The following is a 22,716-nucleotide window of genomic DNA, read 5'->3' as shown; positions in this document are numbered from 1 at the left end:
CGGTGCCGGGCGGGTCAGCCGCCGACCAGCGGGACCAGCTTGATGAACACCAGGTCGGGGTCGCCGGTGAGGTCGATCTCCTCGTCCAGGTCCTCGACCTGGCGGTCCCCGGCCAGCACGAAGAACCCGTTGCCGAGGAACGCCCGCTCGGCGATCTCCGCCTGCCGCTCCCAGTCGATGGGGCGGCGGTCCCGCATCCGGTAGCCGTTCAGCTCGGTCTCGGCGTCGTCCGGGCGGACCAGGCCGTTGAACCGGGTGGACGGGCGGGCGTTGAACCGGGCGACCTCCTCGCGGACCCGGAGCCGGATCAGCTCGCGGACGGTCATCCGCGCGGGCAGCCCGCCGACCTCGAACGCGGCGACGGGCGTGCCGGTCGCGGTCTCGTCGCGGAACGTCACGGCGGTCATCGGGCGCCTCCCTTGATCTGGGCGAGGATGGACTCGTCGGTGATGCCGCCGTCGTCGGCGAGCAGGAACGCCTTGCTGAGGATCAGCGACAGCCGGCCGTCCTCGAACGGCAGGAACACCGTGCCGCCGGCCGCGCGGCCGCCCGGGACGATGCACAGGTAGGCGTCGTCCGGCTCCATGAGGATGTTCGCCGACCCCAGGTGGATCCTGTAGGTGCGCAGGTCGCCGCGGACGACGAGGAATCGGCCGTCCAGGGAGCAGCGGCCGGCGATCCTCGTGCGGGGCAGGATGCGCTCCAGCGCGTCGCGGCGGGCGGCGGCGCTCTCGGTCAGCTCCCCGAACCCGGACCGCTCCCAGTACCGGCGCGGCTCGCCGTCGCCGCTCCACTCCGGGTCGGCGGCGATCGAGGTGACGCCGACGAACAGGTCCACGTCCCGCATCGCCTCGCTGAACACCAGCGGCGGGACCTCCCGCAGCAGCGCCTCACGCCACGCGCCGTCGACCCGGCGCTCGAACGACACCCGGTCGGTGCCGGCCAGCACCAGCTCGTCCTGCCAGTCGGCGAGGACGTGCGCGAACCGCGCCCGCCACTCCCCCGCGCCGAGCACCCGCACCGCCTCGTCCTCGTAGCCGCCGTCCCACGGACCGAGCAGGCGGCTCGTCCAGCCGCGCGCCCGGAACAGCGCGAACATCCTGCGGTAGTGGACGAGATGCGCGGCGAACCGGTGGGAGTACGCGCCCGTCCGCTCCTCGGCGGGCGTGAGCAGGTACACCTCGCGGAACGCCTGCTTGAAGGGCTGCCGGATCCGCCGCTCGACGAGCAGGTCGCGCCAGGCCCGCACCTCGTCCGGGGCGGAGCGGAGCGGGTGCCACAGCCGGACGCCCGCCGCGTCCGGCGCGTCCGGGACGCCGCCCGTCTCGGGCAGCACCGCCCGCCACTCCCCCGGCGCCTCCTCGATCTCCCAGATCAGCCGCCGGACGGTCGGGCCGGCGACCGGGTGCTGGGCCAGGCCGTCCCGCCACCGGCCGAACCCGTGGACGGCACCGGCCGTGTACCCGGCCTCCAGCGCCCGGACGAGGGTGGTCAGGTGCGCGTCGACCCGCTTGGCGAGCTCGCGCAGCTCCTTGACCTCGGCCTTGTGGTCGCGGCGGACGGCCGCGGGGACGCCCTTCAGCGCCTTGCCGTCCTTCTCGAAGACCAGCACGGCCTTCTCGCCGGCGGTGATGACGGCGGTGTGCGCGCCGAGGTCGCGGCGGTACGCGCCGTCCGGGCCGAAGCCGAGGTCCGGGAGGCGGAGCGCGACGTCGGCCCGCTCCGCTAGCGCCGCCTCGACCCGCTTCAGCATCTTGTCGAGCTGCTTGGGCACCCCGGCGTGCCGGACGGAGCCGCGGACCGTCCGGATCGTGGTGACGAGCTCGGGAATGGGGAAGTCCTGCGCGGCGCGGACGATCTCGTACAGCAGCGCCTGCGACGGCAGCGTCTTCGCCAGCGTCGGCGCGACGGACACGTCCGGCAGCAGGCGGTCGAGCAGCGCGGGCAGCCACGGCTCGTCCCGCAGCAGCGCGATCCGGGCGGCGTGCCCGAGCGCCTTCACCTCGCCGGACGCGAACGCCTTGTCGGCGCGGTAGGGGACGGTCCCGTCCTGGACGGCGCGGGCCCGCTCGGCCGCCGCCTCCAGCGCGCGGCGCGCGAACGCGGCGTAGGCGGGGATCCCGGCCGCTCTCCCGGCGGCGTCCTCCGCGGTCGGCGGGCCGGTGTAGGAATCGTCGGCGGTGAACTCGGCGACGACCACGCGCTCCTGCGCGCCGAGCCCGGCGATGACGTCGATCTCGTCGCGCGCGATCGGGCCGCCGCCGTCCGCCAGCCGGTCCGCGACCTCGCGCAGCAGGCCGGGTCCGGCGAGACCGGCGACCGCCAGCAGCGCGTACGGCTGGTCGAGCCGCCCCTCGTCCAGGAGGAAGCGAACGAGCGTGCGCGCCTGACCGGCGACGTCCGGCCATGGCCCGGTGCAGCGCAGCAGCGCCCCGGCTCCGAGCCGCACGTCCGCCCATTTGCGCTGCTCCAGGCCCTGGACGAGCGCGTCGAACATCCGGCGGCACGCGTCCGGGGTGTACCTCGGCTGCCGCTCCCTGCCCTCGTCCTCGACCGCGAACCGGGCGCCCGACGACACCTGTCCGTTCCCCGCCGTGTACGCGGCGGGCAGCAGCGTGCCGAGATCCTCGTCGGAGACCCGGGAGACGTCGGCCCACCAGTCGTGGAACCCCTGCTCCTCCGGCGCCGGGTCGGTCAAGGCGCGCAGCAGCCGCGCCGCCGTTCCGTCCATCAGAGCCCCGTCCTGATCCGCCGCAGCAGCGGCTCGTCCGCGATCTTGTGGTCGGCGGCGAGCAGCACCGCCTTGGTGAGGATCAGCGACAGCCGCTCGTCCTCGAACGGCAGGAACAGCCCGGACTGCCCCTTGCGGCGCGACGGCACGACCCTCAGCAGCGTCCCCTCCGGCTCCATCCGCACGTGCGCGGTGCCGAGATGGATCCGGTAGGTGCGCAGCTCGCCCCGGACGTCGAGGAACCGGTCGCCCAGCGCGCACCGGTCGGCGATCCTCGTGCGCGGCAGGATCCGCTCCAGCGCCGCCCGCCGCGCCTCCGCCGCCGCGCCCGGCCGGCCGAACGCCGCCTCCCGCCGGTAGTGCAGGTGGTGGCGGTCCTCGCCGTCCGGCCAGTCCGGGTCCGCGGCGATCGACGCCGCGTCCACGAACAGGCCGACGTCGCGCATCGCCTCGCTGAACACCAGCGGCGGCGCGTCGGCGAGCCCCGCGCGGCTCCAGTGCCGGCGGTCCCGGCGCTCGAACCGCACATGCCCGGTGACGACATGGTCGCCCTGGCCCGCCGCCTCCGCCGGGTCGTAGCGCAGCACCGCCCGCCACCCGCCGCCGAGGACGCGCCGCGCCGCCGGCGGGGCGCCGCCGTGCAGGCGGCCGCGGTGGTCGGGCCGCCAGCCGCGCTCCCGGAACAGCTCCCGCAGCCGCGCGTACCGGACGATGTGCCCCGCGAACCGGTCGGACCGCAGCGCCCCCTCCTCGTCGGGGGCGAGGACGCACACCTCCCGGAACGCCTGCTTGAACGCCTGCACCATCCGGTTGTCGACCACGAAGTCCCGCCAGGCCCGCACGACGCCGGGCCGCGCCCGCGCCGGATGCCACAGCCGCACCCGCGCGCCGTCGGCGGGCGCGGGCAGCGCCCGGCCGTCCACCGTCACCAGCACGCTCTCGCCCGGCGTCGCCGCGTGCCAGACCCCGTCCGGGTCCTGGAACTCCCAGATCAGGCCGCGGGCGACGGCGCCGCTCACCGGGTGGTCGAGCCACTCGCGCCGCCACGCGCCGTGCCGCCAGGACCGCTCGTCCGCCGCCATCAGCTCCTCGGCGCGGGCCCGCTCGTCCGCGAGGGTGCCGCGCACGCCCTTCGCGAGCGCCTTCAGCTCCCTGATCTCCGCGGCGTGCGGGACCTTCAGCGCCCCGGGGACGGTCGGCAGCGGGTACCCGTCCGCGCCGACGTAGGCCAGCCGCACGGTCAGCGGGTCCTCGATCGTGAGGACGGCCTGGTAGCCGCCGACGTCGCGGGCGAGGGAACCGTCGCCGCCGAGGCCGTGCGCGGGCACGTCGGGTGCGCCGGCCGGCTCGGGGACGCCGGTGGGCTCGGGGACGCCGGACGCGCCGTCGTCGGGGGGCGGGGCCGCCGCGGGTCCGGCCCACGCCGTCGCTGGCCGCTTCCCGGCGGGCCGCTTCCTCGCGGGCCACGGGCCGTCGAGCGCGGCGAGGTGCGCACGGAGGTCGTCGAACATGTCGTGATCTTGGCAGATCGTTCCGCCCGAGCCGGGCCATTCGGTAAGGATCATCGCGACGGTGACAGCTGGCGGAGGATCGTCTCGTCGGTGATCCGCGCGTCGGCGGCCAGCAGGAACGCCTTGCTGAGGATCAGCGAGAGCCGCTCGTCCTCGAACGGCAGGAACACCGTGCCGCCCGTCGTGCGGCCGCCCCGCACGATGCACAGGTACGCGCCGTCCGGCTCCATCAGGATGTTCGCCGAGCCCAGATGGATCTTGTAGGTGCGCAGGTCGCCGCGGACGACCAAGTACCGCCCGTCCAGGGAGCACCGGCCGGCGATCCTCGTGCGGGGCAGGATCCGCTCCAGCGCCGCCCGCCGCACCTCCGCGCTCGCGGTCAGCTCGCCGAACGTCGCCGCGCGCCAGTAGGCGGCGTACCGGTCCTCGCCCCGGTCGGTCCAGGCCGGGTCGGCGGCGATCGAGGTGACGCCCACGAACAGGTCCACGTCCCGCATCGCCTCGCTGAACACCAGCGGCGGGACCTCGGACAGCGGCGCCTCCTCCCAGCGGCGGCCCTGCCTGCGCTCGAACCGCACCTGGTCGGTCGCGGCGTACTCGGGTGCGTAGTCGAACCCCTCCTCGGCCGGCTCGTGGTAGAAGCACGCCCGCCATGTGCCGCCGCCGAACTCGCCCCGCGCCTCCCCGGAGTAACCGCCGTCGTAGGAACCGAGGAAGTTGCTCTGCCAGCCCCGTTCCTTGAACAGCGCGTACAGGCGCCGGTAGTGCACGATGTGCGCCGCGAACCGGTTGGAGTACGTCCCGGTCTCCTCCTCCGCCGGGGTGAGCAGGTAGATCTCCCGGAACGCCTGCTTGAACGGCTGCCGGACCCGGGCGTCCATGACCCGCTCCCGCCACGAGCGGACCTCGTCCAGCGCGGCGCGCGCCGGATGCCACAGCCGGACGTTCGCCGCCCCGCCGCCCGGGGTCTCCATCGCGGCGCGCCAGGTGCCGTCCTCGCTCTGGAACTCCCAGATCAGGCCGCGCGCGACGGCCCCGGTGACCGGGTGGTCGCGGTAGTGCTCCCGCCACTCGGCGAACGGCCAGGACCGCGCGCCGTCCGACATGATCGCCTCGACGCGCGCCCGCTCCCCCGACAGCGTCGCCCGGATCTCCTTGGCGAGCGCCTTCAGCTCCTTCAGCTCGCCGGCGAACCCGTCCTTGACCGCCGCCGGGGCCGTCCTGGACGCGCGCCCGTCCGCGCCGGTGAACGTGAGCCGGACGGTCGCCGCGTCCTCGATCGCGATCCGCGCGACGTGCTCCCCGAGCGCGCGCTCCAGCGCGCCGTCCGGGCCGAGCCCGTGGTCGGGGACGCTGCGCTCGACCAGCTGCTCGGGCGTGATCCCCTGCCGTTCGGCGGCGGTCAGGAGCGCGGCGCCGATCTGCTTGCGCAGCGCCCGGTCCTTGATCTTCAGCTGGAGGCGCCCCAGCTCCGCCAGCGCCGAGGCGTCCTCGACGGCGCCCAGCGCGTTGATCGCCGCCCCCGCGAGCTTGAGATCCTGCGCGACGTCGCCGCCGTGCGACCCCGTGCGCAGCGCCAGCGCCCCCAGGAACGGCACCGTCTCCGCACCGCCGGTCAGCGTCGCCGCCCAGACGACGCCCCGCGCCAGATCCCCGTGGTTCTGGTGGACGACGTAGTGGTAGTGGTACTGGTCGCCGACCCATCCGGCGTGGCCGCCGTGCTCCCGGCTGCACAGGGGCTCGTCCCGGGCGAGGAGGCGCAGGCACTCGGCCACGACGGTCCTCGCGTCCGCCGCGTCCGCGAGCAAGACGCACGTCCGCCGCCACTTCTGCGACGGGCGCGGCGCCGACAGCCCGTCCAGGTGCCGGATGAACGACGCCACATCACCGCCCATCGCTTTCCGTACATGCTCACGCAGCGGCGCCGCCCACGCGTCGTGCTTCGGGACCAGACCGGCCGGGAGGGAGTCGCCGACGTCGGCCAAGAGCGCGCGCAGCCGCTTGGCGATCGCCGGGCGCTCGTGCGATCCGACGTAGCTCCCCATGAAGGCGTCATGGGCGAGGCGGAGCCGCGGTGCCACGGCCCGGCGCCCTCCGGCGTCGAGCGCGTCCGCGGCGGTGAGCGCGATCTTCAGGGTCTCGGCGAACCACGACCCGTCGCGACGCTCGGCGGCGCATTCGAGCAGGACCTCGACCTCGGCGGCCGCCCAGCCGCCCGTCCGCGCCGCCAGACGGGACATGTCGCGCTGATGGCGCCACAGCGGCGAGTCGTCGTGGCAGGCGGCCAGCATGAGGGTCAGCAGCGCGGCCCGGGCGTCGGCCCCCGCGCAGCCTTCCAGCCACCGGTCGGAGTCGACCCGGACGGCCATCTCCTCGGCGGCGTACGCCGCGTAGTCCTCCGGGGCCTTCGTGATGTCCCAGGTGTTCCTTCGCGCCCGGTCGAGCAGGTCGACGAGGGCGCGGCCGCGGGCCAGGGCGGCGAGGCGGACGTCGTCGAGGGCGTCGCCCCTGCGCGCCGCCGCCACGAGGGTGTCGTAGAGCATGGCCGTGAGGGTGGCAGGGGCGACCGACAAAACCGGCGAGCGGGCATCTGGTCAGTGACCTTCCGGTCACCTACGCTCGGGACAACGGGACAGAACGAGATTCGGGACGGCCCATGGCGCACAGCGTGGTGATCATCGGAAGCGGGTTCGGCGGGATCGGCATGGCGATCCGGCTCCGGGAGGCCGGCGTCCACGACGTGGTGATCCTGGAGAGGGCGGACGGCCTCGGCGGGACCTGGCGCGACAACACCTACCCCGGCGCCGCCTGCGACGTCCCGTCCCACCTGTACTCGTTCTCGTTCGAGCGCAAGACGGACTGGACGCGCCGGTTCCCGCCGCAGCCGGAGATCCTCGACTACCTGTGGCACTGCGCCCGCAAGTACGGCCTGGTCGGCCGGATCCGGTTCGGCACCGAGGTGACCGAGGCGCGGTTCGACGAGGACGCCGCGCTGTGGCGGGTCTCCACGACGACCGGCGAGCTCGACGCGCGGGTGCTGGTGTCGGCGTGCGGGCAGCTGAACCGGCCCGCGCTGCCGCCGATCGAGGGCCGCGAGTCGTTCGCCGGCGCGAGCTTCCACTCCTCCCGCTGGGACCACGGCACGGACCTGCGCGGCAAGCGGGTCGCGGTGGTCGGGACGGGCGCGAGCGCGATCCAGATCGTCCCGGAGATCGCGACGGAGGCGGCGGAGCTGCGGCTGTTCCAGCGGTCCGCGCCCTACGTGATCGAGAAGCCGGACCGGCCGTACCGGGCGTGGGAGAAGGCCGTCCTGCGGACGGTGCCCGGCGCGTACGCGCTGAGCCGCGCCCGGATCTACGCGATGTTCGAGTCGCGCGCCCTCGGCTTCGTCAAGTACCCGAAGCTGATGGGGCTGATGGAGAAGGGCTTCCGCAAGCACCTGGAGGAGCAGGTCGCCGACCCGGCACTGCGCGACCGGCTCGTCCCGGGGTACCGGATGGGATGCAAGCGGATCCTGCTGTCCGACACCTACTATCCGGCGCTGAACAGGCCGAACGTCCGGCTGGTCACCGATCCGATCGAGCGCGTCACGCCGTCCGGCGTCGCGACCGCGGGCGAGCACCACGACGTGGACGTGATCGTCTACGCGACGGGGTTCCGGTCCACCGACTTCCTGTCCCCGATGAAGATCGTCGGACGGGACGGGCGGGAGCTGAACGAGGCGTGGCGGGACGGCGCGCAGGCGCATCTCGGCATCACCGTCAGCGGCTTCCCCAACCTGTTCCTGCTGTACGGGCCGTACACCAACCTGGGCCACAACTCGATCATCTACATGCTGGAGTCGCAGTTCCGGTACGTGCTGGGCTGCGTCGAGGCGCTCCGCCGCCACGGCCTGGACTGGATCGACGTGAAGCCCGACGTGCAGGAGGCGTTCACCCGCGAGATGCGGGAGCGGATGCGGACGACGGTGTGGGAGGCGGGCTGCCAGAGCTGGTACATGACCGAGGACGGCCGGGTCGTCAACAACTGGCCCGGGTTCACCTTCGCCTACCGCAACGCGACCCGCCGCCCCGATCCCCGCCACTTCACCGCACGGAGGGCTACCGCCCGGTAGGCGGCAGGCTAGGCTCGGAGCCATGCCGACCGCCTTCATCACGGGCGCGACCGCGGGCATCGGCGCCGCGTTCGCCCGCCGCCTCGCCTCCGACGGGTTCGACCTGGTGCTGCTGGCCCGCGACACCGAGCGGCTGGAGCGGGCCGCCGCCGGGCTGCGCGAGCGGTACGGGGTGCGCGCCGAGACGCTGACCGCCGACCTGGCCACCGAGGCGGGCCTCGCCGCCGCCGAGGAGCGCGCCCGCGAGGGCGTCGACCTGCTGGTCAACAACGCCGGGTTCGGCCACAACGGCGTGTTCCTCGACGTGCCGGTGGCGGACGAGATCACGATGCTGAAGGTGCACTGCGAGGCCGTCCTGCGGCTGACCCACGCGGCGCTGCCCGGGATGCTGGAGCGCGACCGGGGCGGGATCGTCAACGTCGCGTCGGTCGCCGCGTTCGCGACGCGCGGCACCTACGGCGCGTCCAAGGCGTGGGTGGTCAACTTCTCCCAGGGCGTGGCCGCCGACATCCGGGGCCGCTCGCGGGGCCGCGTCCGGGTGATGGCGCTGTGCCCCGGCTTCACGCACACCGAGTTCCACCAGCGGGCGAGCATGGACATGTCCGGGCTGCCGGAGTTCATGTGGCTGAAGGACGCCGACGTCGTCGACGCGGCGCTGCGCGACCTGCGGCGCGGCCTGCAGATCAGCGTGCCCGGCGCGCAGTACAAGGCGATCGTGGGGCTCAGCCGGCTGGTGCCCCGCGGGCTGGTCGCGCGGCTCTCGTCCGACACGGGCCGTCACTACGATTGATCAAGTAGTCAAGCGTCACGGTCTTGTCACGCGGAGTCCGACGGGGCATGTTGGACTCCCGGCGGTTCTCAGGCGCGCGGAACCCCGGTTCCGCCCGCCCCCAATCCGCCGAGAGGACCCCGATGGGTCACGACCTGGGTTACGCCGCCCTCGCTCTGATCGCGACCACCGTCTACTACATCGCCTTCCTCGTCTTCCGTGTCTCCGCGCGCCGGATGGAGCCGCTGAGGGGGAGCCGCCCGTTCCGCGTCGCCCGGCTCATGCTCACCGATCCGGTGTGGCTGGGCGGCGGGCTGCTGCTGTTCCTCGGCCTCGGCTACGAGGTGGTGGCGTTCCAGCAGATGCCGCTCGCCGTGGCGCAGCCGATCTTCGCGGTCAGCCTGGTGTTCCTCGTCGGCTACGCCGTGTGGTTCCTCGGCGAGCGGCTCGGCGTCCGGGAGTGGGCGAGCGTCGCGCTGTTCGTGCTGGCGACCGTGCTGATCGGGCTGTCGGCCACCGGTGACGGGTCCCCGGCGGCGCATGCCACGCTCGTCGGCACGCTCGAGTCCCCCTGGACGATGCTCGCGATCTGCGCGCCCGCCGTGATCATCGCGGGGCTGGTGTGGCTGGTCGGGGACCGGCGCGCCGGCGGCCGGCACGCCCGCAAGCTCGCCGGGGTCGCCTACGGCATCGGCGCGGGCGCCTGCGCGGGGCTCGCCGAGGCCGGCATCCGCGGCATCTCGCTCGTCTACGCCGACACCGGCAGCCTGCGCGCCGTCCTGGAGTCGGCCTACCCGTACCTGACGCTCGGGCTGGCCGCGATCGCGCTCGGGCAGCTGCAGATCGCCCTGCAGCGCTGCCGCGTCGCGATCGTCGCGGTGGTGCTGACCGTCATCGGCCGCACCTACCTCATCGTCAGCAGCACCGTCCTGTTCGGTGAGGAGTGGCCCCGGGACGCGCTGCCGTTCCTGCTGCGCGCCGGCGGGTTCGTCCTGGCGCTGGTCGCGCTGGTGACCTTCCCGCGGTACGAGGATCCGGGCGCCACCGGGCCGCTGCCGGCGCGGGCTCCGCGCCGGAAGGGCGTGCGCGCCCTCCCCTGATCCCTTACATTGCCGGAATGGCCCCCTTCCTCCCGTCGTCTCCGGGGGCGGCGCCCCGCCGGGCGCCCGCCCGGAGACGGGTGCCGGGCAGGGCCCTCGGCTCGGCCGCGCTCGCCGCGGCCGCCCTCGGCGCCGCCCTCCTGCCCCTCGCCGCCTCCCCCGCGTCCGCCGTGGTCGGCGGCGCGCCCGCCTCCGCCGCCTCCTACCCGTGGCTCGCCGCCGTCGGCTCGCCGGTCTTCTTCGTGCGCCCGGCGGGCCAGTTCTGCGGCGGCGTCCTCATCGAGCCGGACCGGCTCCTCACCGCCGGGCACTGCGTGTCGGTGCTGCGCGGCGTCCCCGGCCTGCTCAAGGTCACCTTCGGCCGCGACGACCTGTCCGGCGGCGGCGGCGAGAGCGTGTCCGTCACGTCCGTGAAGCTGCACCCGAAGTACAGCGAGACGTCCTTCAAGGGCGAGACGGTCAGCCACCACGACGTCGCCGTCCTCACCCTCTCGCGGCGGGTGGACCGGCCGACCGTCCCGCTCGGCTCCCCCGGGTCCGCCACGAGCGGCGTGGTCGCCGGCTGGGGCACCACGTCCGAGTCCGACTGGTTCAACACCCGGCTGCGCTCCGCGCAGGTGCCGCTGCCCGGCGACGACGCCTGCAAGAAGGCGTACGGCGGCTCCTACGACGCGTCCGACATGGCGTGCGCCGGGTCGCCGAAGGCCGACACCTGCCAGTTCGACAGCGGCGGCCCGCTGCTGGTGGGCGGCCGCGTCGTCGCCCTCACCTCCTGGGCCTACGGCTGCGCCAAGCCCGGCTATCCCGGCGTCTACACGCGCGTCACCGACCTGCCCTAGCCGCGCGCGGCGCCCGGCCGGAAGCGGGCAGCGGTTGGCGCCGCGACCCCGCCTGCGGCGATGCTGTGACGCATGCGCGTATTGGTGACGGGGGCGGCGGGTTACATCGGGTACGCGGTGGCGCGGCGGCTGGCGGCCGCCGGGCACGACGTCGACGGGCTGACCCGGCGGGACGCCGCGCTCCCGGACGGGGTGCGGCCCGTCCGCGGCGACGTCCTCGACCCGGGTTCGCTGCCATCCGGACCGTACGACGGGATGTGCCATCTCGCGGCGCTCACCCGCGTCCGCGAGTCGTTCCAGGAACCGCTGCGCTTCTTCACCGCCAACGTGCAGGGCACGGTCAACGTCCTGCACGCCGCCGCCGGGGCGCGCGTGGTGTTCGGGTCGACCGCCGCCGTGTACGGGACGCCCGAGCGGCAGCCGATCCCCGAGACGGAGGCCACCGCGCCGTCCAACCCGTACGGGGCGTCGAAGCTGGCCGCCGAGCAGGCCGTCCGGTACCACGCCCGGACGGGCGCGATCGGCGCGGTGGTGCTGCGGACGTTCAACGTCGCGGGCTCGGTGGACGGCCGGATCGACCCGGACGAGACCCGGCTGATCCCCAAGGCGCTCGCGGTGGCGGCGGGCCGCGCGCCCCGGCTGGAGATCAACGGCGACGGGCTGGCCGTCCGCGAGTTCCTGCACGTGGACGATCTCGCCACTGCCTACGTCGCCGCGCTGGAGGCGGTCGCCCTCGGCGAGGACCGCGTGTACAACGTCGGCGGCGGCGCGGGCACGGCCGTCCACGAGGTCGTCTCGGCGGTCGAGGAGGTGACGGGGCGGCCCGTCCCGACGCTGCGGCGGCCGCCGCAGCCGGAGCCGCCGGTGCTGGTCTGCGACTCCGCCGCGATCCGCGCCGAACTCGGCTGGCGGCCGGAGCGGTCGGGCCTCCGGGAGATCATCCGGGGCTCGTGGTCCGCCCTCACCCGCGGGGACGGATAAACTCTCCAGCGTGTCCGACCCGAAGTTCGAAGTCCAGATGCTGCACGACCGTGTCATGATCAAGGTCGAGAAGGACGCCGGCGAGCGCCGCAGCACCGGCGGCATCGTGATCCCGGCGACCGTCGAGCAGGCCAACCGGCTGGTGTGGGGCGAGGTGTGCGGGGTCGGCCACCATGTCCGCACGGTCAAGGTGGGCGACCGCGTCCTGTTCCACCCCGGCGACCAGTACGAGGTCGAGATCCAGGGCGAGAACTACCTGGTGATGCGGGAGCGCGACCTGCACGCGGTCGCCAGCGAGCGCCCCGAGCACGGCACCGGCCTCTACCTCTGACGCCGAGCGGCCCGTAACGGCGAGCGGCCCGTACCGGCGAGGGCGGGGCGCGGGACGGTCCGGCCGTCCCGCGCCCCGCCCTCCGGTCGGGCGGTCAGGTCTTCGCGACGGGCGTGCCGTACACGCTGACCTCCGTGAGGTGGAAGGTGAAGTTGGCGGTGTTGCCGAGGCCGACGACGCGGATGTAGCGGGCCTTCGCCTCGGTGTTCATCGTGTCGCCCGCGTCGGTGGCGGGGGCGGGGCCGTTGCGGCCGCCGAGGGTGAACCAGTGCTCGCCGTCGAGGCTGCCCTCCAGCCGGTAGGTGTAGTAGCGGGTCCCGTCGACGTAGTTGCGGACGTTGACGCGGGACACCGCGTTGACGGCGCCGAGGTCGACGCGCCACCACGTCTCGCCGTAGGTCAGCTGCCCTCCCCAGTACGGCGAGTTGGCGCGGCTGCCGTCGTTGGCGGCCTCCGGCGGCCGCCCGGACTCCGACGACAGCGCCGTCACCGGCTTGCGCAGGCTCTGCAGCTGGTCGCCCGACCCGTCGCGCGAGGTGTCCGGCGCGGCGGTGACGCCGCCGTCGAAGCGGGCGATCGCCTCCTGGCCGGTGTGCCGGTTCACCGCGCTGACGAACATGCCGACGTCCTCGGCGCCGGACGCGCCGGACACCGCGCCGGAGCCGACGACGGTCCAGTTCTCGCCGTCGGAGCTGCACGAGCCGGTCATCCGGTCGCCGTCCCTGCGCAGCCGCACCCGGACGTCGCCGGCGGTGAACCCGCCGACCTCGGTGACATGGTCGAGCCTGCCGTCGCCGTCGGCGTCGTAGGAGAAGACGCAGCCGTGCTCGGGTGTGACGGCGATGTCGGCGTAACCGCCGGAGCCGGCCTTGGTCAGGTCGGCGGCGGCCACCAGCCCGGCGCGGGAGTACGGCGAGGCGCCGTCCAACTGCGTCACCTTCGTGGACACCGCGTGCCCCGAGGCGAGCCCGCCTTCGGTGTAGACGGTGGCGAGCTCGTTGGTGGCGCCCCAGACGTCTTCGCCGCCGGCGGCGATCCCGATCGTCCCGCCATCCTGCGCGTACTCGGCGGGCGCGGAGGCCGTCGTCTTGTAGGGCGCGCCGATCGTGCTTCCGCCGACCATCAGCAGGGAGTGCGCGTTCGCCTGCTCGGTCCCGCCCTTGCCGCTGCGCCACGACACGGTCGCGTCCAGGCCGGGCAGCGCGCCCGGCTTGGCGTCGGCGGGGGCCGTCACGGTCCACGTCGAGGTGGCGGTGGCTCCGGGTGCGACATCGCCCGCTCCGGACGGGGCGGCCGCCTCGCGGACGGTGTAGCCGGACGGTGCCGACAGCGCGAACCGGACGCCGCTCGCGGCGCTCAGCGTCGACTCGTTGGTGTAGGTCGCGGTGACGCGGACGGTGCCGCCCGCGGTGATCCCCTTCCGGTCGGAGGCGAGGGCCAGCGCGCCCGCGGGCTCCTCGGCGATCCGCGCGGCCAGCCGGTAGGCGTCGCCGTGCGGACGGTCGGGGTAGCGGGTTCCGGCGTGGGCCCAGTTCTCGGCGACGGCGCGCCAGTCGATCTCCTTGGGCTGCGCACCGGTCCTCATCGCGCGCTTCAGCTCGTCGAAGAACATCGTCCAGCGCTCGCCGTAGTAGCCACCGACCAGGCCGTTGACCTCGCGGCGCGCGTAGTCCTGCAGGCCGGGGCTCTCGGTCTGCCACAGCGTGACGAGCGACTTGAGGTCGTAGTCGAGGGCCGCGGCCTCCTTCCGGTCCGCCGCCTGGCGGGCGGCCTCGCTCTGCCAGGTGCCGAGCAGGAAGTTCGGGTCGGTGCCGAGGACCTGGTCCATGAGCCCGATCTCCGCCGTCCACCGGTCGGTGAGCCGGTCGAAGGCGGCCCGGTCGCCGTCCTGGTAGGCGGCGCGGATCTTCGGCAGGAGCGACCTGCTGCGGTTGGCGAGGACCTGCCGGGCGACGTCGACGAGGTCGTAGCGGTACGCCTCGGAGCGCCGCAGCCGCGGGTCGACCTGCAGCAGCTCGCGCAGCGCCCGCTCGAACTCGGCGGGGTCGTACTGGAGGGCCGTGCCGGTGTCGTTCAGGCTCGGCTGGTCGTCGAACAGAGCGGTCACGTGCCGGGTGTCCTTGCCCGCCGGCCACGCGTAGGCGGTGCGGCCGATGATCCGCCAGGCCGCGACGGCGTGCGGGTCGGCCGCGCCGTAGCGGGCGGCGGCGTACTCGGAGAGCCAGGCGTCCATGTCGACCGGCCCGTCCTCCCACGGCATGTCGGTGAAGAACGCCACCGCGGCGGGGTTGTTGTCGATGGCCTCGGGCATCAGCGCGATGCCGTTCAGCGCGCTGCCCGGCTTGGTGCGCATGGCGTGGAACTTGGCGTTCCACACGGTGAGCCCGGCGCCGAAGTTCTGGTGGCCGCCGAAGTTCCAGATCGTGCCGAAGGCGTACTGGGTGCCGAGGAAGTCGGTCTCGCGGTCGGTGACGCTCGGCTGCTCCGTGATGCCGTCCACGATGAACATCCGGGACCGGTCGACGGCTTCGAGGGTCTCCTTGCGGGGGTTGCTCTGCCAGCCGAGGATGACCCAGAGCGCGCCCGGGTGGGCGGCTTCGAGCGCGTCCTGGACGGCCTTCGACGCGGGCCCCACCGGCACCGACCCGGCCCTGCCGCCCTCGTGCAGCAGATCCATCTTGTACATGGTGCTCTGGCCGTAGAGCTGGGTCTGCGCCTGGTAGAACGCCGCCGCGACCTTCCCGAACTCGGGCCCGGTCGGGTCGAGCCAGTCGGGACGCTCTAGACCGTTCCACGTACCCTGCGGGACGGTGTTCGCGCCCGGGTTGCGGGTCTCGAAGTCCGTCGGAACGGTGCCGTAGTAGCCGGGCAGGACGGGCGTGATGCCGAGCTCGCGGAGCCGGTCGACGATGCGCCGGGCGAGCGCCGCGCGCCGGTCGATCAGCTGCTGGGAGATCGGCGAGCCGGTGCAGCACATGTTCTGCAGCAGCCACCACGCCTGGTGCGCTGGCTGCGGGATCCACTTGCGCATGTCCTCGGCGCTGTAGCCGAACCGCTGGAAGGCCCGCTGGTAGACGGCCTCCTGGCCCTCGTACACCAGCACCTCGTTGACGCCGTGCAGCGCGAGGGCGTCGATGCGGCGCTGCCACTCGTCCCAGCTCAGGTACGCGCCGGCGTAGCCCTCGTTGGTGTCGTTGAGCGCGAACCGGTGCGCGACGGAGGCGTCCTCCTCGATCGGCGCGGCCGGCAGCGGCAGCCGGGCGGGCAGGTCGAGCTGCGCCCCGCCGATCGCGTAGTCGGCGTGCGCGACCTTGCGCAGGTACCAGCCGAAGCCGGTGAGCTGGACCGCCGGGGACGTCCCGGCGATCACCAGCCGGCCGCCGGCGGCGGAGATGCGGAACCGATCGGCGCCGGCGCCCTTCCCGATCGTCTGGAGGGTGACCTGCGCGGCCCGCTGCCGGCCGAGGATCCGCTCCAGCGCCTGCGCCGCGGGTCCGGTCCGCGGGGCCGCGGCCGGTGCCCCGGCGGGGCCGGTCCGGGCGGCCGCCGGCGGCACCGCCCCGGCGAACGGCACCGCGAGTGCCGCCGCCACCGCGACGGCGAGCACCCGTGAGCGCCGCCCGGCGTCTCGTCGTCTGCCCCGTGGTCTTGCCTGTCGTCTGTCCGGTCTACGGCCCAACACCATGGCGGAACCTCCACCGCGCGGGGGTTTGTTAAAGTCCTTGCAATACCAGACGAAGTTCATAATCGATGCGCGGGGCCCTCCGGTCAAGGGGTCCGGACGATCTTTCGGAGGGGCGATGGGAGACGAACGGGCGGTCGGGACCCCGGTGCTGCGCCGCCTCAACACCGCCGCCGTGCTGCGCGCGGTGCGCGACTGCGCGCCCGAGCCCGTGCGGCTGGCCGAGCTGGTCAGGCTGACCGGCCTCACCCGCCCCACCGTGGGCCAGGCGGTGGACGACCTGGTCGAGGAGGGGTGGCTGCAGCAGCACGACCCGGCCGCGGCCTCCCCGCAGGGCGGCCGCCCCGCGGTCCGCGTCTCGCTGCGCGGCCGCGCCGCCCCCGTGCTGGGCCTCGACGTCGGCCCGCACACCGTCAGCGCCGGGATCGACGACCTGGCCGCCCACCGCCTCGCCGCCGTCCGCCTCCCCGTCGACCACACCGGGGCCGGACGGCTGCTCGGCGTCGTCGACGAGGCGGTCGCGCGCGCCCTCGCCGAGGCCGGGCTCGGCGCGGACGAGATCGCCGCCGTTGTCGTCGCCACGCCCGGCATCGTCGACCCCGCGTCCGGCCGGATCCTGCTGGCGCCCAGCGTCCCGGGCTGGACGTCGGTGAACCTGTCCGAGCACCTCCGGGGCCGCTTCGGCTGCCCCGTCCAGGTGGAGAACGACGCGAACCTCGCGGCGCTGGCCGTCGCCGGGGAGCGCAGCGGGGCCGGCACCCTGCTCGCCGTGCAGTGGGGCGAGCGGCTCGGCGCCGGCGTCGTGATCGGCGGCCGGCTGCACCGCGGCACCGGGTCCGCCGGCGAGATCGGCTTCATCCGGCCGCCCGGCGACGTCCCCGACACCGGCGACGGCCGGGGGCCCCTGGAGCGGGCCATCGGCGCGGAGGCCATCACCGAGCGGGCCCGCCGGGCCGCCCGCTACCGCCCCGGCACCGCCCTCCGGGCCGACGGGCTCGACGCGGCGGCCGTCTTCGCCGCGGCCGCCGGCGGCGACGAGGCGGCCGTCGAGGTCGTCGACGAGGTGGCCGCGTCCTTCGCGCACGCCATCGCCCCGGCCGTACTCGTGCTGGCCCCCGACGCCGTCGTGATCGGCGGCGGCGTCGCCCGCGCCGGGTCGGTGCTGCTGACGGCCATCACCCGGCACCTCGGCGGGCTGACCCTCACCCCGCCCGCCGTCGAGTTCTCCGGCCTGGCCGAGGACACCGTCCTCACCGGCGCCCTGCGGCTCGCGCTCGACGAGGTCTGGGGGCGGCTCCCCGTCTGACCGGCCGCGGCGCGCGGGACGCCGGGCGTCACCACTCGGGCGGGCGGTGCCGGATCCACGGGTCGGCCGCCTCGACCTGGGCGCAGAGCGCGAGCAGCGCCGCCTCTCCCGCCGGGCGCCCGACCAGGCTGACGCCGACCGGCAGGCCGGCGCCGGTGCGGTGCAGCGGCAGGTTGGCGACGGGCTGGCCGGTCATGTTGTAGACGCTGGTGAACGCGCTGAACGCGCTCTGCCTGCGCAGGTTGTCGAGCGGCTCGGTGTCCTTCTCGTCGAAGAACTCCACCGGCTGCGGCAGCGCCGCCAGCGTGGGCGTCAGGACGGCGTCGTAGCGGGCCGTGGCCTCGATGGACGCGCGGGCGGCGCGCTGCATCCCGCCGATCGCGGCGGCGAAGGCGGCGCCGTCCATCCGGCGCCCGTACGCGCGCCAGGCGCGGGTCACGGGGCGCAGCGCCTCCTCCGCGCCCGGTGCGACGGCGGGGCCGAGCGACTGCACGCTCCAGACGGTGACGAAGAGGTCGGAGACCTCGGGGCCGAAGGGCGTGGGGATGTCCTCGACGTCGTGCCCGAGTGCCTCCAGCACGCGCGAGGCGTGCTCCCACGCCTCGACGCAGGCCGGGTCGACGTCGACGCCCGGCACGGCGGGCCGGGCATAGCGGCCGATGCGCAGCCGTCCGGGCTCGCGGCCGGCGTGGCCGAGGAAGGTCTCGCCGTCCGGGAGCGGCGGCGCCCAGTGCGGGTCGCCGGGCATCGGCGCCGCCATCACGTCGAGCATCGCGGCGGCGTCCCGGACGGTGCGCGCCAGCGGGCCCTGGACGGCGAGGCCGCTCACGTCGGCGCCGTCCGGTCCCGCGCTGATCCGGCCCCGGGACGTCTTGAGCCCGAAGAGCCCGCAGGAGCTCGCGGGGATCCGGATGGAGCCCCCGCCGTCGCTCCCGTGCGCGACCGGCGCGAGGCCGAGCGCCACGGCGGCGGCCGCGCCGCCGCTGGAGCCGCCCGCGGCGCGTGCGCGGTCCCACGGGTTGCGCGCCGGGCCCGCCAGGTCGTTGTCGGTGTAGCAGCAGAGCCCGAACTCGGGGGTGTTGGTCTTGCCGAGGCTGATCATGCCGCCGCGGCGCAGCAGCGTCACGAGGTGCGCGTCGCGGTCCGGGACGTGGTCGGCGTAGGCCCGGGAGCCGTAGGTGGTGCGGACGCCGGCGGTCGGCGTCAGGTCCTTGATCGCGGTGGGCACTCCGAACAGCGGCGTGGTGTGCCCGCTCGCCGCCGCTCCGTTCGCGAGCGCCTCGGCCCGCGCGATCGCCTGGTCGGCGGTGACGGTGATGAACGCGCCGTAGCGATCGTTCAGGCGCTCGACGCGGTCCAGGTAGTGGCGGACCAGTTCCGCCGGGGAGACCTCGCCCGCCCGTACCGCCGCGGCCTGGTCGAGTGCGGTGAGCTCGTGCGGTTCCGTCATGCGCGCCTTCCCTCGACGGCGGAGGCGTCCGCCCCGCGATGCCACGATCATCGCCACCCTAATACCGACCGGTCGGTATGTCAGGAGGGTCATCGCGGAACCCGGCGCCACCGGGATCGCGCGGGCCGGATCAGGCGGGCCGGATCAGGCGGGCCGGTTCAGGCGGGACGGGGCAGGGCCGCGGCGACCTCGGCGGCCGGGCCGTCGGCGAGCAGGATCGTGTAGTGGTTGGCGTCGTCAATCGTGCGGACGGGGATCCGCTCGGCGATCGGCGCGGGATCGGGGTACAGCGGCACCGGCTGGTCGAGCATCCCGCGCCCGGCCCGCAGCATCTCCGTCGGACGGCGCAGCCGCCGTCACGCGCCCGCGAGCGCGTCCCCGGTGAGCAGGTCGGTGGAGTCCTCGGTGACCGCGTCCAGCGAGACCCGGCTGCGCAGCTCCGGCTCCTCGCCGGTCATGTCGTAGTCGACGTACGCCTCGATCGCGGGCGTCCAGACCGTGAAGGCGGGGTGCGCGCGCCAGAAGTCGCGGTTGGCCTCCAGGTCGGCGAACCGCATCCGCAGCCGGGCGGCGGCGGGGCCGATGGTGTCCGCGACCTGCTCCGCGGGCGTCCTGCCCGGCGCGACGGGCAGCGGCGGCCCGCCGTCGACCAGCACGATCCGCTCCACCCGGTCCGGATACAGGTCGCCGAGGACCAGGGAGACGAACCCGCCCATCGAGTGCCCGGCGACGACCGCCCGGTCCATCCCGAGCGCGTCGAGGACGGCCGCGCAGTCGCGGGCGTGCGCGGCCATGCCGTACGGGCCGGGCAGCGCGCCGCTGCGGCCGCGGCCGCGCAGGTCGACGGCGGCGAGGGCGCCGCCCGCGGCGGCGAACCGGCCGGCGGCCGGGCCCCACGCCAGGTGCGACCCGGTGATGCCGTGGACGGCGAGGACCGACGGCGTCCCCTCGCCCCAGATCCCCACGGTGAGGTCGCCGCCGGGGACGGCGACGGTCGTCCTGCGATACCCGCTCATGGCGCGCACCTTACTCCGGCCGCCGTCACCCCAGGGGGTCGCGGCGACGGCGACGTTGTGCAGCGGGTTCGCGGGGGTGACCGGCGAGTCGTTGCGGAGGGACACCCGCATCCCGGTGCTCAGGGCGGTGCCGATCGGCGCCCACCGGCGTCGCTGCGCAGCGCGGGCGTCGACACCTCGTAGAGGCGGAGCCGGGTGGTGAGCGGGACGTTCTCCAGCAGCGGCCGGGCGCTCGGGTCGAACGCCATCTCGCTCACCATCGTCACGCCCCGCGCGTTCACCCGCGCGCACTCCGCCAGCAGGGCCGGAGCGGCGTCGGTGACGCCGTCGCGGAGACGCCTCGTGACCATGGAGATCGCGGCGGGGCCGGCGGGCGCGCCGGATCACTTGCTCGGCTGAGGCGTCTTGCAGTGGACCTTCGGGTTCGCTCCCACGTAGTTGAGCGGGCCGGCCACGATCGTCACGAGGACCGTGCCGACCTTGGCGCAGCTGGCCTTCCGGTCGTCGTAGTAGTGCCGCTGGCCGGCGGCGATGGCACCGATGACCAGCCAGATCAGGACGATGGCGGTTCCGACGCGCACGGCTGCCTCCGGGGGGACGGGGCCGCCGCGCTCTCCTGGTCGGGTCATGATCGGCGGCCGGGGGTGTGTGTGGTGTGCCCACTCGGAACCGGACCTAACGCCCTGGTCCGGAATGTGCCGCCTTCCGCACCGTTCCGGGCATGCGGCGGACCGGACGGCGAGCGGCCGCGCGGGCGCGGGGAACGGCGGGCGGCGGGAACGGGCGGCGGTCTACGCTCGTCGAAACGTGTCGGACCACCCACGAGCACGGAGGACGGACATGGGCGACGACGTCGAGCACGACAGGTCGGGCCAGCTCAAGCAGATCGAGAGCGGGCTGCTGCCCGGCGAGCAGGTCATCGCGGTCTACGACGCGATCGGCACCGGCACCGGGTTCGTCGGCCTCACCGACCGGCGGGTGATCATCCAGGACAAGAGCTTCGCGGGCAAGAAGTACGCGATCACCAGCATCCCGTACTCCAAGATCACCTCGGTCAGCGTGGTCAGCAACAGGTCGTGGGCGGGGCCCTACTTCTCCTCCGGCTCGATCGCGATCAACGTCGGGACGATCTCCTACGAGGTCGAGTTCCGCGGCGCCGACAAGAGCCACCACGTGCACAACGTGATCCTGGACTTCATCTCCCGCTGACCGCCTCCGCGCCGGAGCCGGTGCCCGGTCCCGCCCGGGCCGCGCGCCGGCCTCCGCCGCCCGGATCGATGGTGGCTTTCCGCGACGTCGGACCTGCGTACGGTGATCGCGATCCACTAGACTGGAGGCTCCTCGACCCACCCCCGCTCCCAGTCGAGGGGACACCATGACAGAGCGTCCTTCCCCCGGCCCCGGCTTCTCCGGCGCCGCCCTCAACCGCATCTACGACTACTCTCTCGGCGGCAAGGACAACTACTGCGCCGACCGCGCCGTCGCCATCGAGGCGTTCGGCTCCTTCCAGGCCGCCCGGCTGCTGCCCCGCGAGAACCGCAAGTTCCTGCGCCGCGCCGTCCGCCACATGCTGGACGAGGGCGTCCGCCAGTTCCTCGACGTGGGCTGCGGCCTGCCCGGCAAGGGCAACGTGCACGAGGTCGTGCACGCCCGCGACGCCGCCGGCCGTGTCGTGTACATCGACATCGACCGCGTCGCCGTCGTCCACTACCAGGCGCTGCTGCACGCCGTGCCGAACGCGACGGCGGTGCACGGCGACGCGCGCAAGCCGCACGCGATCCTCGCCGACGCGGAGGTCACCGCGCTCATCGACCTGAGCCGCCCGATCGGCGTGCTGATGACCGCGACGCTCGACGCGATCCTCGACGAGGAGGACCCGGAGGGCATCGTCCGCGCGTTCACCGACGCGATGGCGCCGGGCTCGCACCTGGCGATCTGCGACTTCGCCGACGACGCGATGACGTCCTGCGAGCGCGCCCTGCAGGACCGGATCCTCACCGAGAACGGGCTGGTGTTCACCGCGCGGCCCCGGTCCCGGATCGCCGCGTTCTTCGACGGCCTGGACCTGGTCGACCCCGGTCTCGTCCCCGCGCCGGAGTGGCGCCCCGACCGCCCGCACGAGCCCGCGACGGGCTGGCTGGTGGCGGGCGTCGGCCGCAAGCCCTGACTCCGGCGGCCGCCGCAGGCCTTGAGCCAGGCGGCGGCCGGCGGTTCAGACGACGATGCGGGCGGTGGAGCCGGTGCGCTCCTTGGTGACGCGGAGCTGCGCCGGGATCCGGGCCCGCAGCTCCGCGACATGGCTGACGATGCCGACGGCGCGGCCGCCGTCGCGCAGGCCGTCCAGCACGTCCATCACCTCGTCGAGGGTGTCCTCGTCGAGGGTGCCGAAGCCCTCGTCGACGAACAGCGTGCCGATCTCCGCGCCGCCCGCCTCCGCGGTGACGACGTCGGCGAGGCCGAGCGCCAGCGACAGCGAGCTGATGAACGACTCGCCGCCCGACAGCGTCACCGGGTCGCGTTCCAGGCCCGTCCACGCGTCGGCGACGCGCAGCCCGAGCCCGCCCGCGCCGTGGCTGCGGTCGCCCGCCGCCTTGTCGGTGGTGTGGACGAGCGCGTAGCGGCCGCCCGACATCCGGCCGAGCCGCTCGTTCGCGGCGGCCACGACCTGCTCCAGCCGCGCGGCGAGCACGTACGCCGACAGCGACATCGAGCGCCGGTTCGCGGCGTGCTTGCCCGAGGTGAGCCCGGCGAGCCGCTCGGCGGTCCGGTACCGGTCCGCCGCCGGGCGCCAGTCGCGGACGGCGGCGCCGAGGTCGGCGCGCAGCCGCGCGAGCCGCTCGCAGCGGTGCCGGGCCCGGTCGGCGGCGGACGCCGCGCCGGTCCGGG

General features: G+C 74.7%; 20 protein-coding genes. 9 read left to right on the top strand and 11 right to left on the bottom strand.

What is annotated here, in order from left to right:
- Positions 1 to 14: 14 nt before the first annotated feature.
- Genes amrb99_RS33055 through amrb99_RS33040 form a run of 4 tightly spaced genes read right to left on the bottom strand, consistent with a single transcriptional unit; the run spans position 15 to position 6,785 of the window.
- The gene (locus amrb99_RS33055) at positions 15 to 407 is read right to left on the bottom strand and encodes a hypothetical protein (protein WP_190863581.1); all 393 of its coding nucleotides are present in this window, start codon (positions 405 to 407) and stop codon (positions 15 to 17) included.
- Positions 404 to 2,731: a DUF4132 domain-containing protein gene (locus amrb99_RS33050; protein WP_190863579.1), complete on the bottom strand. Its 2,328-nt coding sequence runs from the start codon at positions 2,729 to 2,731 to the stop codon at positions 404 to 406. The genes amrb99_RS33055 and amrb99_RS33050 overlap by 4 nt, the downstream gene beginning before the upstream one ends.
- Entirely contained in the window at positions 2,731 to 4,242 is a 1,512-nt protein-coding gene (locus amrb99_RS33045; protein WP_190863577.1) for a DUF4132 domain-containing protein, read from the bottom strand. The genes amrb99_RS33050 and amrb99_RS33045 overlap by 1 nt, the downstream gene beginning before the upstream one ends.
- 50 nt (positions 4,243 to 4,292) lie before the next feature.
- Positions 4,293 to 6,785 (bottom strand): DUF4132 domain-containing protein, encoded by a 2,493-nt coding sequence (locus amrb99_RS33040; protein WP_190863575.1) that lies wholly within the window; start codon positions 6,783 to 6,785, stop codon positions 4,293 to 4,295.
- A gap of 113 nt (positions 6,786 to 6,898) precedes the next feature.
- Here amrb99_RS33040 and amrb99_RS33035 point away from each other — a divergent pair, with 113 nt between their 5' ends.
- The 6 genes from amrb99_RS33035 to amrb99_RS33010 all read left to right on the top strand — a co-directional run bounded on the left by amrb99_RS33035 (position 6,899) and on the right by amrb99_RS33010 (position 12,376).
- The gene (locus amrb99_RS33035) at positions 6,899 to 8,356 is read left to right on the top strand and encodes an NAD(P)/FAD-dependent oxidoreductase (RefSeq protein WP_190863573.1); all 1,458 of its coding nucleotides are present in this window, start codon (positions 6,899 to 6,901) and stop codon (positions 8,354 to 8,356) included.
- A gap of 22 nt (positions 8,357 to 8,378) precedes the next feature.
- The gene (locus amrb99_RS33030; RefSeq protein ID WP_190863571.1) at positions 8,379 to 9,146 is read left to right on the top strand and encodes an SDR family oxidoreductase; all 768 of its coding nucleotides are present in this window, start codon (positions 8,379 to 8,381) and stop codon (positions 9,144 to 9,146) included.
- Positions 9,147 to 9,268: 122 nt separating this feature from the next.
- On the top strand, positions 9,269 to 10,225 hold the full coding sequence (locus amrb99_RS33025) for a DMT family transporter (RefSeq protein WP_190863569.1): 957 nt from the start codon (positions 9,269 to 9,271) through the stop codon (positions 10,223 to 10,225).
- A gap of 17 nt (positions 10,226 to 10,242) precedes the next feature.
- Positions 10,243 to 11,064 (top strand): serine protease, encoded by an 822-nt coding sequence (locus tag amrb99_RS33020; RefSeq protein ID WP_190863567.1) that lies wholly within the window; start codon positions 10,243 to 10,245, stop codon positions 11,062 to 11,064.
- Positions 11,065 to 11,136: 72 nt separating this feature from the next.
- Positions 11,137 to 12,045 carry an NAD-dependent epimerase/dehydratase family protein gene (locus amrb99_RS33015; RefSeq protein WP_190863565.1) on the top strand — a complete coding sequence of 303 codons (909 nt, stop codon included), beginning with the start codon at positions 11,137 to 11,139 and terminating at the stop codon, positions 12,043 to 12,045.
- A gap of 10 nt (positions 12,046 to 12,055) precedes the next feature.
- Entirely contained in the window at positions 12,056 to 12,376 is a 321-nt protein-coding gene (locus amrb99_RS33010) for a co-chaperone GroES (RefSeq protein WP_190863563.1), read from the top strand.
- A 94-nt stretch (positions 12,377 to 12,470) separates the two neighbouring features.
- Here amrb99_RS33010 and amrb99_RS33005 read toward each other — a convergent pair whose 3' ends face one another.
- The gene (locus amrb99_RS33005) at positions 12,471 to 15,983 is read right to left on the bottom strand and encodes an alpha-N-acetylglucosaminidase TIM-barrel domain-containing protein (RefSeq protein WP_190863560.1); all 3,513 of its coding nucleotides are present in this window, start codon (positions 15,981 to 15,983) and stop codon (positions 12,471 to 12,473) included.
- Positions 15,984 to 16,176: 193 nt separating this feature from the next.
- On the opposite strand from amrb99_RS33005, the gene amrb99_RS33000 reads away from it, so the two are divergent.
- Positions 16,177 to 17,364, top strand: a complete 1,188-nt coding sequence (locus tag amrb99_RS33000; protein WP_190863558.1) for an ROK family transcriptional regulator — start codon at positions 16,177 to 16,179, stop codon at positions 17,362 to 17,364.
- 28 nt (positions 17,365 to 17,392) lie between these two features.
- Here amrb99_RS33000 and amrb99_RS32995 read toward each other — a convergent pair whose 3' ends face one another.
- The 5 genes from amrb99_RS32995 to amrb99_RS32980 all read right to left on the bottom strand — a co-directional run bounded on the left by amrb99_RS32995 (position 17,393) and on the right by amrb99_RS32980 (position 20,411).
- Positions 17,393 to 18,814 carry an amidase gene (locus amrb99_RS32995; protein WP_190863556.1) on the bottom strand — a complete coding sequence of 474 codons (1,422 nt, stop codon included), beginning with the start codon at positions 18,812 to 18,814 and terminating at the stop codon, positions 17,393 to 17,395.
- Between the two features lie 158 nt (positions 18,815 to 18,972).
- Complete coding sequence (locus tag amrb99_RS50235; protein ID WP_206700199.1) at positions 18,973 to 19,146, bottom strand: hypothetical protein; 174 nt, start codon at positions 19,144 to 19,146, stop codon at positions 18,973 to 18,975.
- A 24-nt stretch (positions 19,147 to 19,170) separates the two neighbouring features.
- Positions 19,171 to 19,830, bottom strand: a complete 660-nt coding sequence (locus amrb99_RS32990; protein ID WP_206700198.1) for an alpha/beta hydrolase — start codon at positions 19,828 to 19,830, stop codon at positions 19,171 to 19,173.
- A gap of 119 nt (positions 19,831 to 19,949) precedes the next feature.
- A complete protein-coding gene (locus amrb99_RS32985; protein WP_190863554.1) occupies positions 19,950 to 20,180 on the bottom strand; it encodes a hypothetical protein in 231 nt (76 codons plus the stop codon).
- Between the two features lie 33 nt (positions 20,181 to 20,213).
- Positions 20,214 to 20,411, bottom strand: coding sequence for a hypothetical protein (locus amrb99_RS32980; RefSeq protein ID WP_347256956.1), 198 nt, complete (start codon positions 20,409 to 20,411; stop codon positions 20,214 to 20,216).
- 259 nt (positions 20,412 to 20,670) lie between these two features.
- Between amrb99_RS32980 and amrb99_RS32975 the strand changes: the two genes are divergently transcribed.
- Positions 20,671 to 21,039 (top strand): PH domain-containing protein, encoded by a 369-nt coding sequence (locus amrb99_RS32975; protein WP_190863549.1) that lies wholly within the window; start codon positions 20,671 to 20,673, stop codon positions 21,037 to 21,039.
- A 166-nt stretch (positions 21,040 to 21,205) separates the two neighbouring features.
- Entirely contained in the window at positions 21,206 to 21,997 is a 792-nt protein-coding gene (locus amrb99_RS32970) for an SAM-dependent methyltransferase (RefSeq protein ID WP_190863546.1), read from the top strand.
- Positions 21,998 to 22,042: 45 nt separating this feature from the next.
- Here the strand turns inward: amrb99_RS32970 and amrb99_RS32965 are convergent.
- On the bottom strand, positions 22,043 to 22,716 hold a 674-nt coding region (locus tag amrb99_RS32965), incomplete at its 5' end, for an SMC family ATPase (RefSeq protein WP_190863544.1).

This window comes from Actinomadura sp. RB99, assembly GCF_014706005.1.
Lineage (GTDB): Bacteria > Actinomycetota > Actinomycetes > Streptosporangiales > Streptosporangiaceae > Spirillospora.
The sequence above is the reverse complement of the archived record's forward strand: the minus strand, read 5'-3'. Positions and strand labels throughout refer to the sequence as shown.

Coding starts and splice junctions, on each gene's coding strand:
- amrb99_RS33055 (WP_190863581.1), bottom strand. CDS start 407: ATGACCGCCGTGACGTTCCGCGACGAGACCGCGACCGGCACGCCCGTC.
- amrb99_RS33025 (WP_190863569.1), top strand. CDS start 9,269: ATGGGTCACGACCTGGGTTACGCCGCCCTCGCTCTGATCGCGACCACC.
- amrb99_RS32990 (WP_206700198.1), bottom strand. CDS start 19,830: ATGAGCGGGTATCGCAGGACGACCGTCGCCGTCCCCGGCGGCGACCTC.
- amrb99_RS32985 (WP_190863554.1), bottom strand. CDS start 20,180: ATGGTCACGAGGCGTCTCCGCGACGGCGTCACCGACGCCGCTCCGGCC.
- amrb99_RS33035 (WP_190863573.1), top strand. CDS start 6,899: ATGGCGCACAGCGTGGTGATCATCGGAAGCGGGTTCGGCGGGATCGGC.
- amrb99_RS32970 (WP_190863546.1), top strand. CDS start 21,206: ATGACAGAGCGTCCTTCCCCCGGCCCCGGCTTCTCCGGCGCCGCCCTC.
- amrb99_RS33015 (WP_190863565.1), top strand. CDS start 11,137: ATGCGCGTATTGGTGACGGGGGCGGCGGGTTACATCGGGTACGCGGTG.
- amrb99_RS33050 (WP_190863579.1), bottom strand. CDS start 2,731: ATGGACGGAACGGCGGCGCGGCTGCTGCGCGCCTTGACCGACCCGGCG.
- amrb99_RS50235 (WP_206700199.1), bottom strand. CDS start 19,146: ATGCTGCGGGCCGGGCGCGGGATGCTCGACCAGCCGGTGCCGCTGTAC.
- amrb99_RS32975 (WP_190863549.1), top strand. CDS start 20,671: ATGGGCGACGACGTCGAGCACGACAGGTCGGGCCAGCTCAAGCAGATC.
- amrb99_RS33040 (WP_190863575.1), bottom strand. CDS start 6,785: ATGCTCTACGACACCCTCGTGGCGGCGGCGCGCAGGGGCGACGCCCTC.
- amrb99_RS33000 (WP_190863558.1), top strand. CDS start 16,177: ATGGGAGACGAACGGGCGGTCGGGACCCCGGTGCTGCGCCGCCTCAAC.
- amrb99_RS33020 (WP_190863567.1), top strand. CDS start 10,243: ATGGCCCCCTTCCTCCCGTCGTCTCCGGGGGCGGCGCCCCGCCGGGCG.
- amrb99_RS33030 (WP_190863571.1), top strand. CDS start 8,379: ATGCCGACCGCCTTCATCACGGGCGCGACCGCGGGCATCGGCGCCGCG.
- amrb99_RS33045 (WP_190863577.1), bottom strand. CDS start 4,242: ATGTTCGACGACCTCCGTGCGCACCTCGCCGCGCTCGACGGCCCGTGG.
- amrb99_RS32995 (WP_190863556.1), bottom strand. CDS start 18,814: ATGACGGAACCGCACGAGCTCACCGCACTCGACCAGGCCGCGGCGGTA.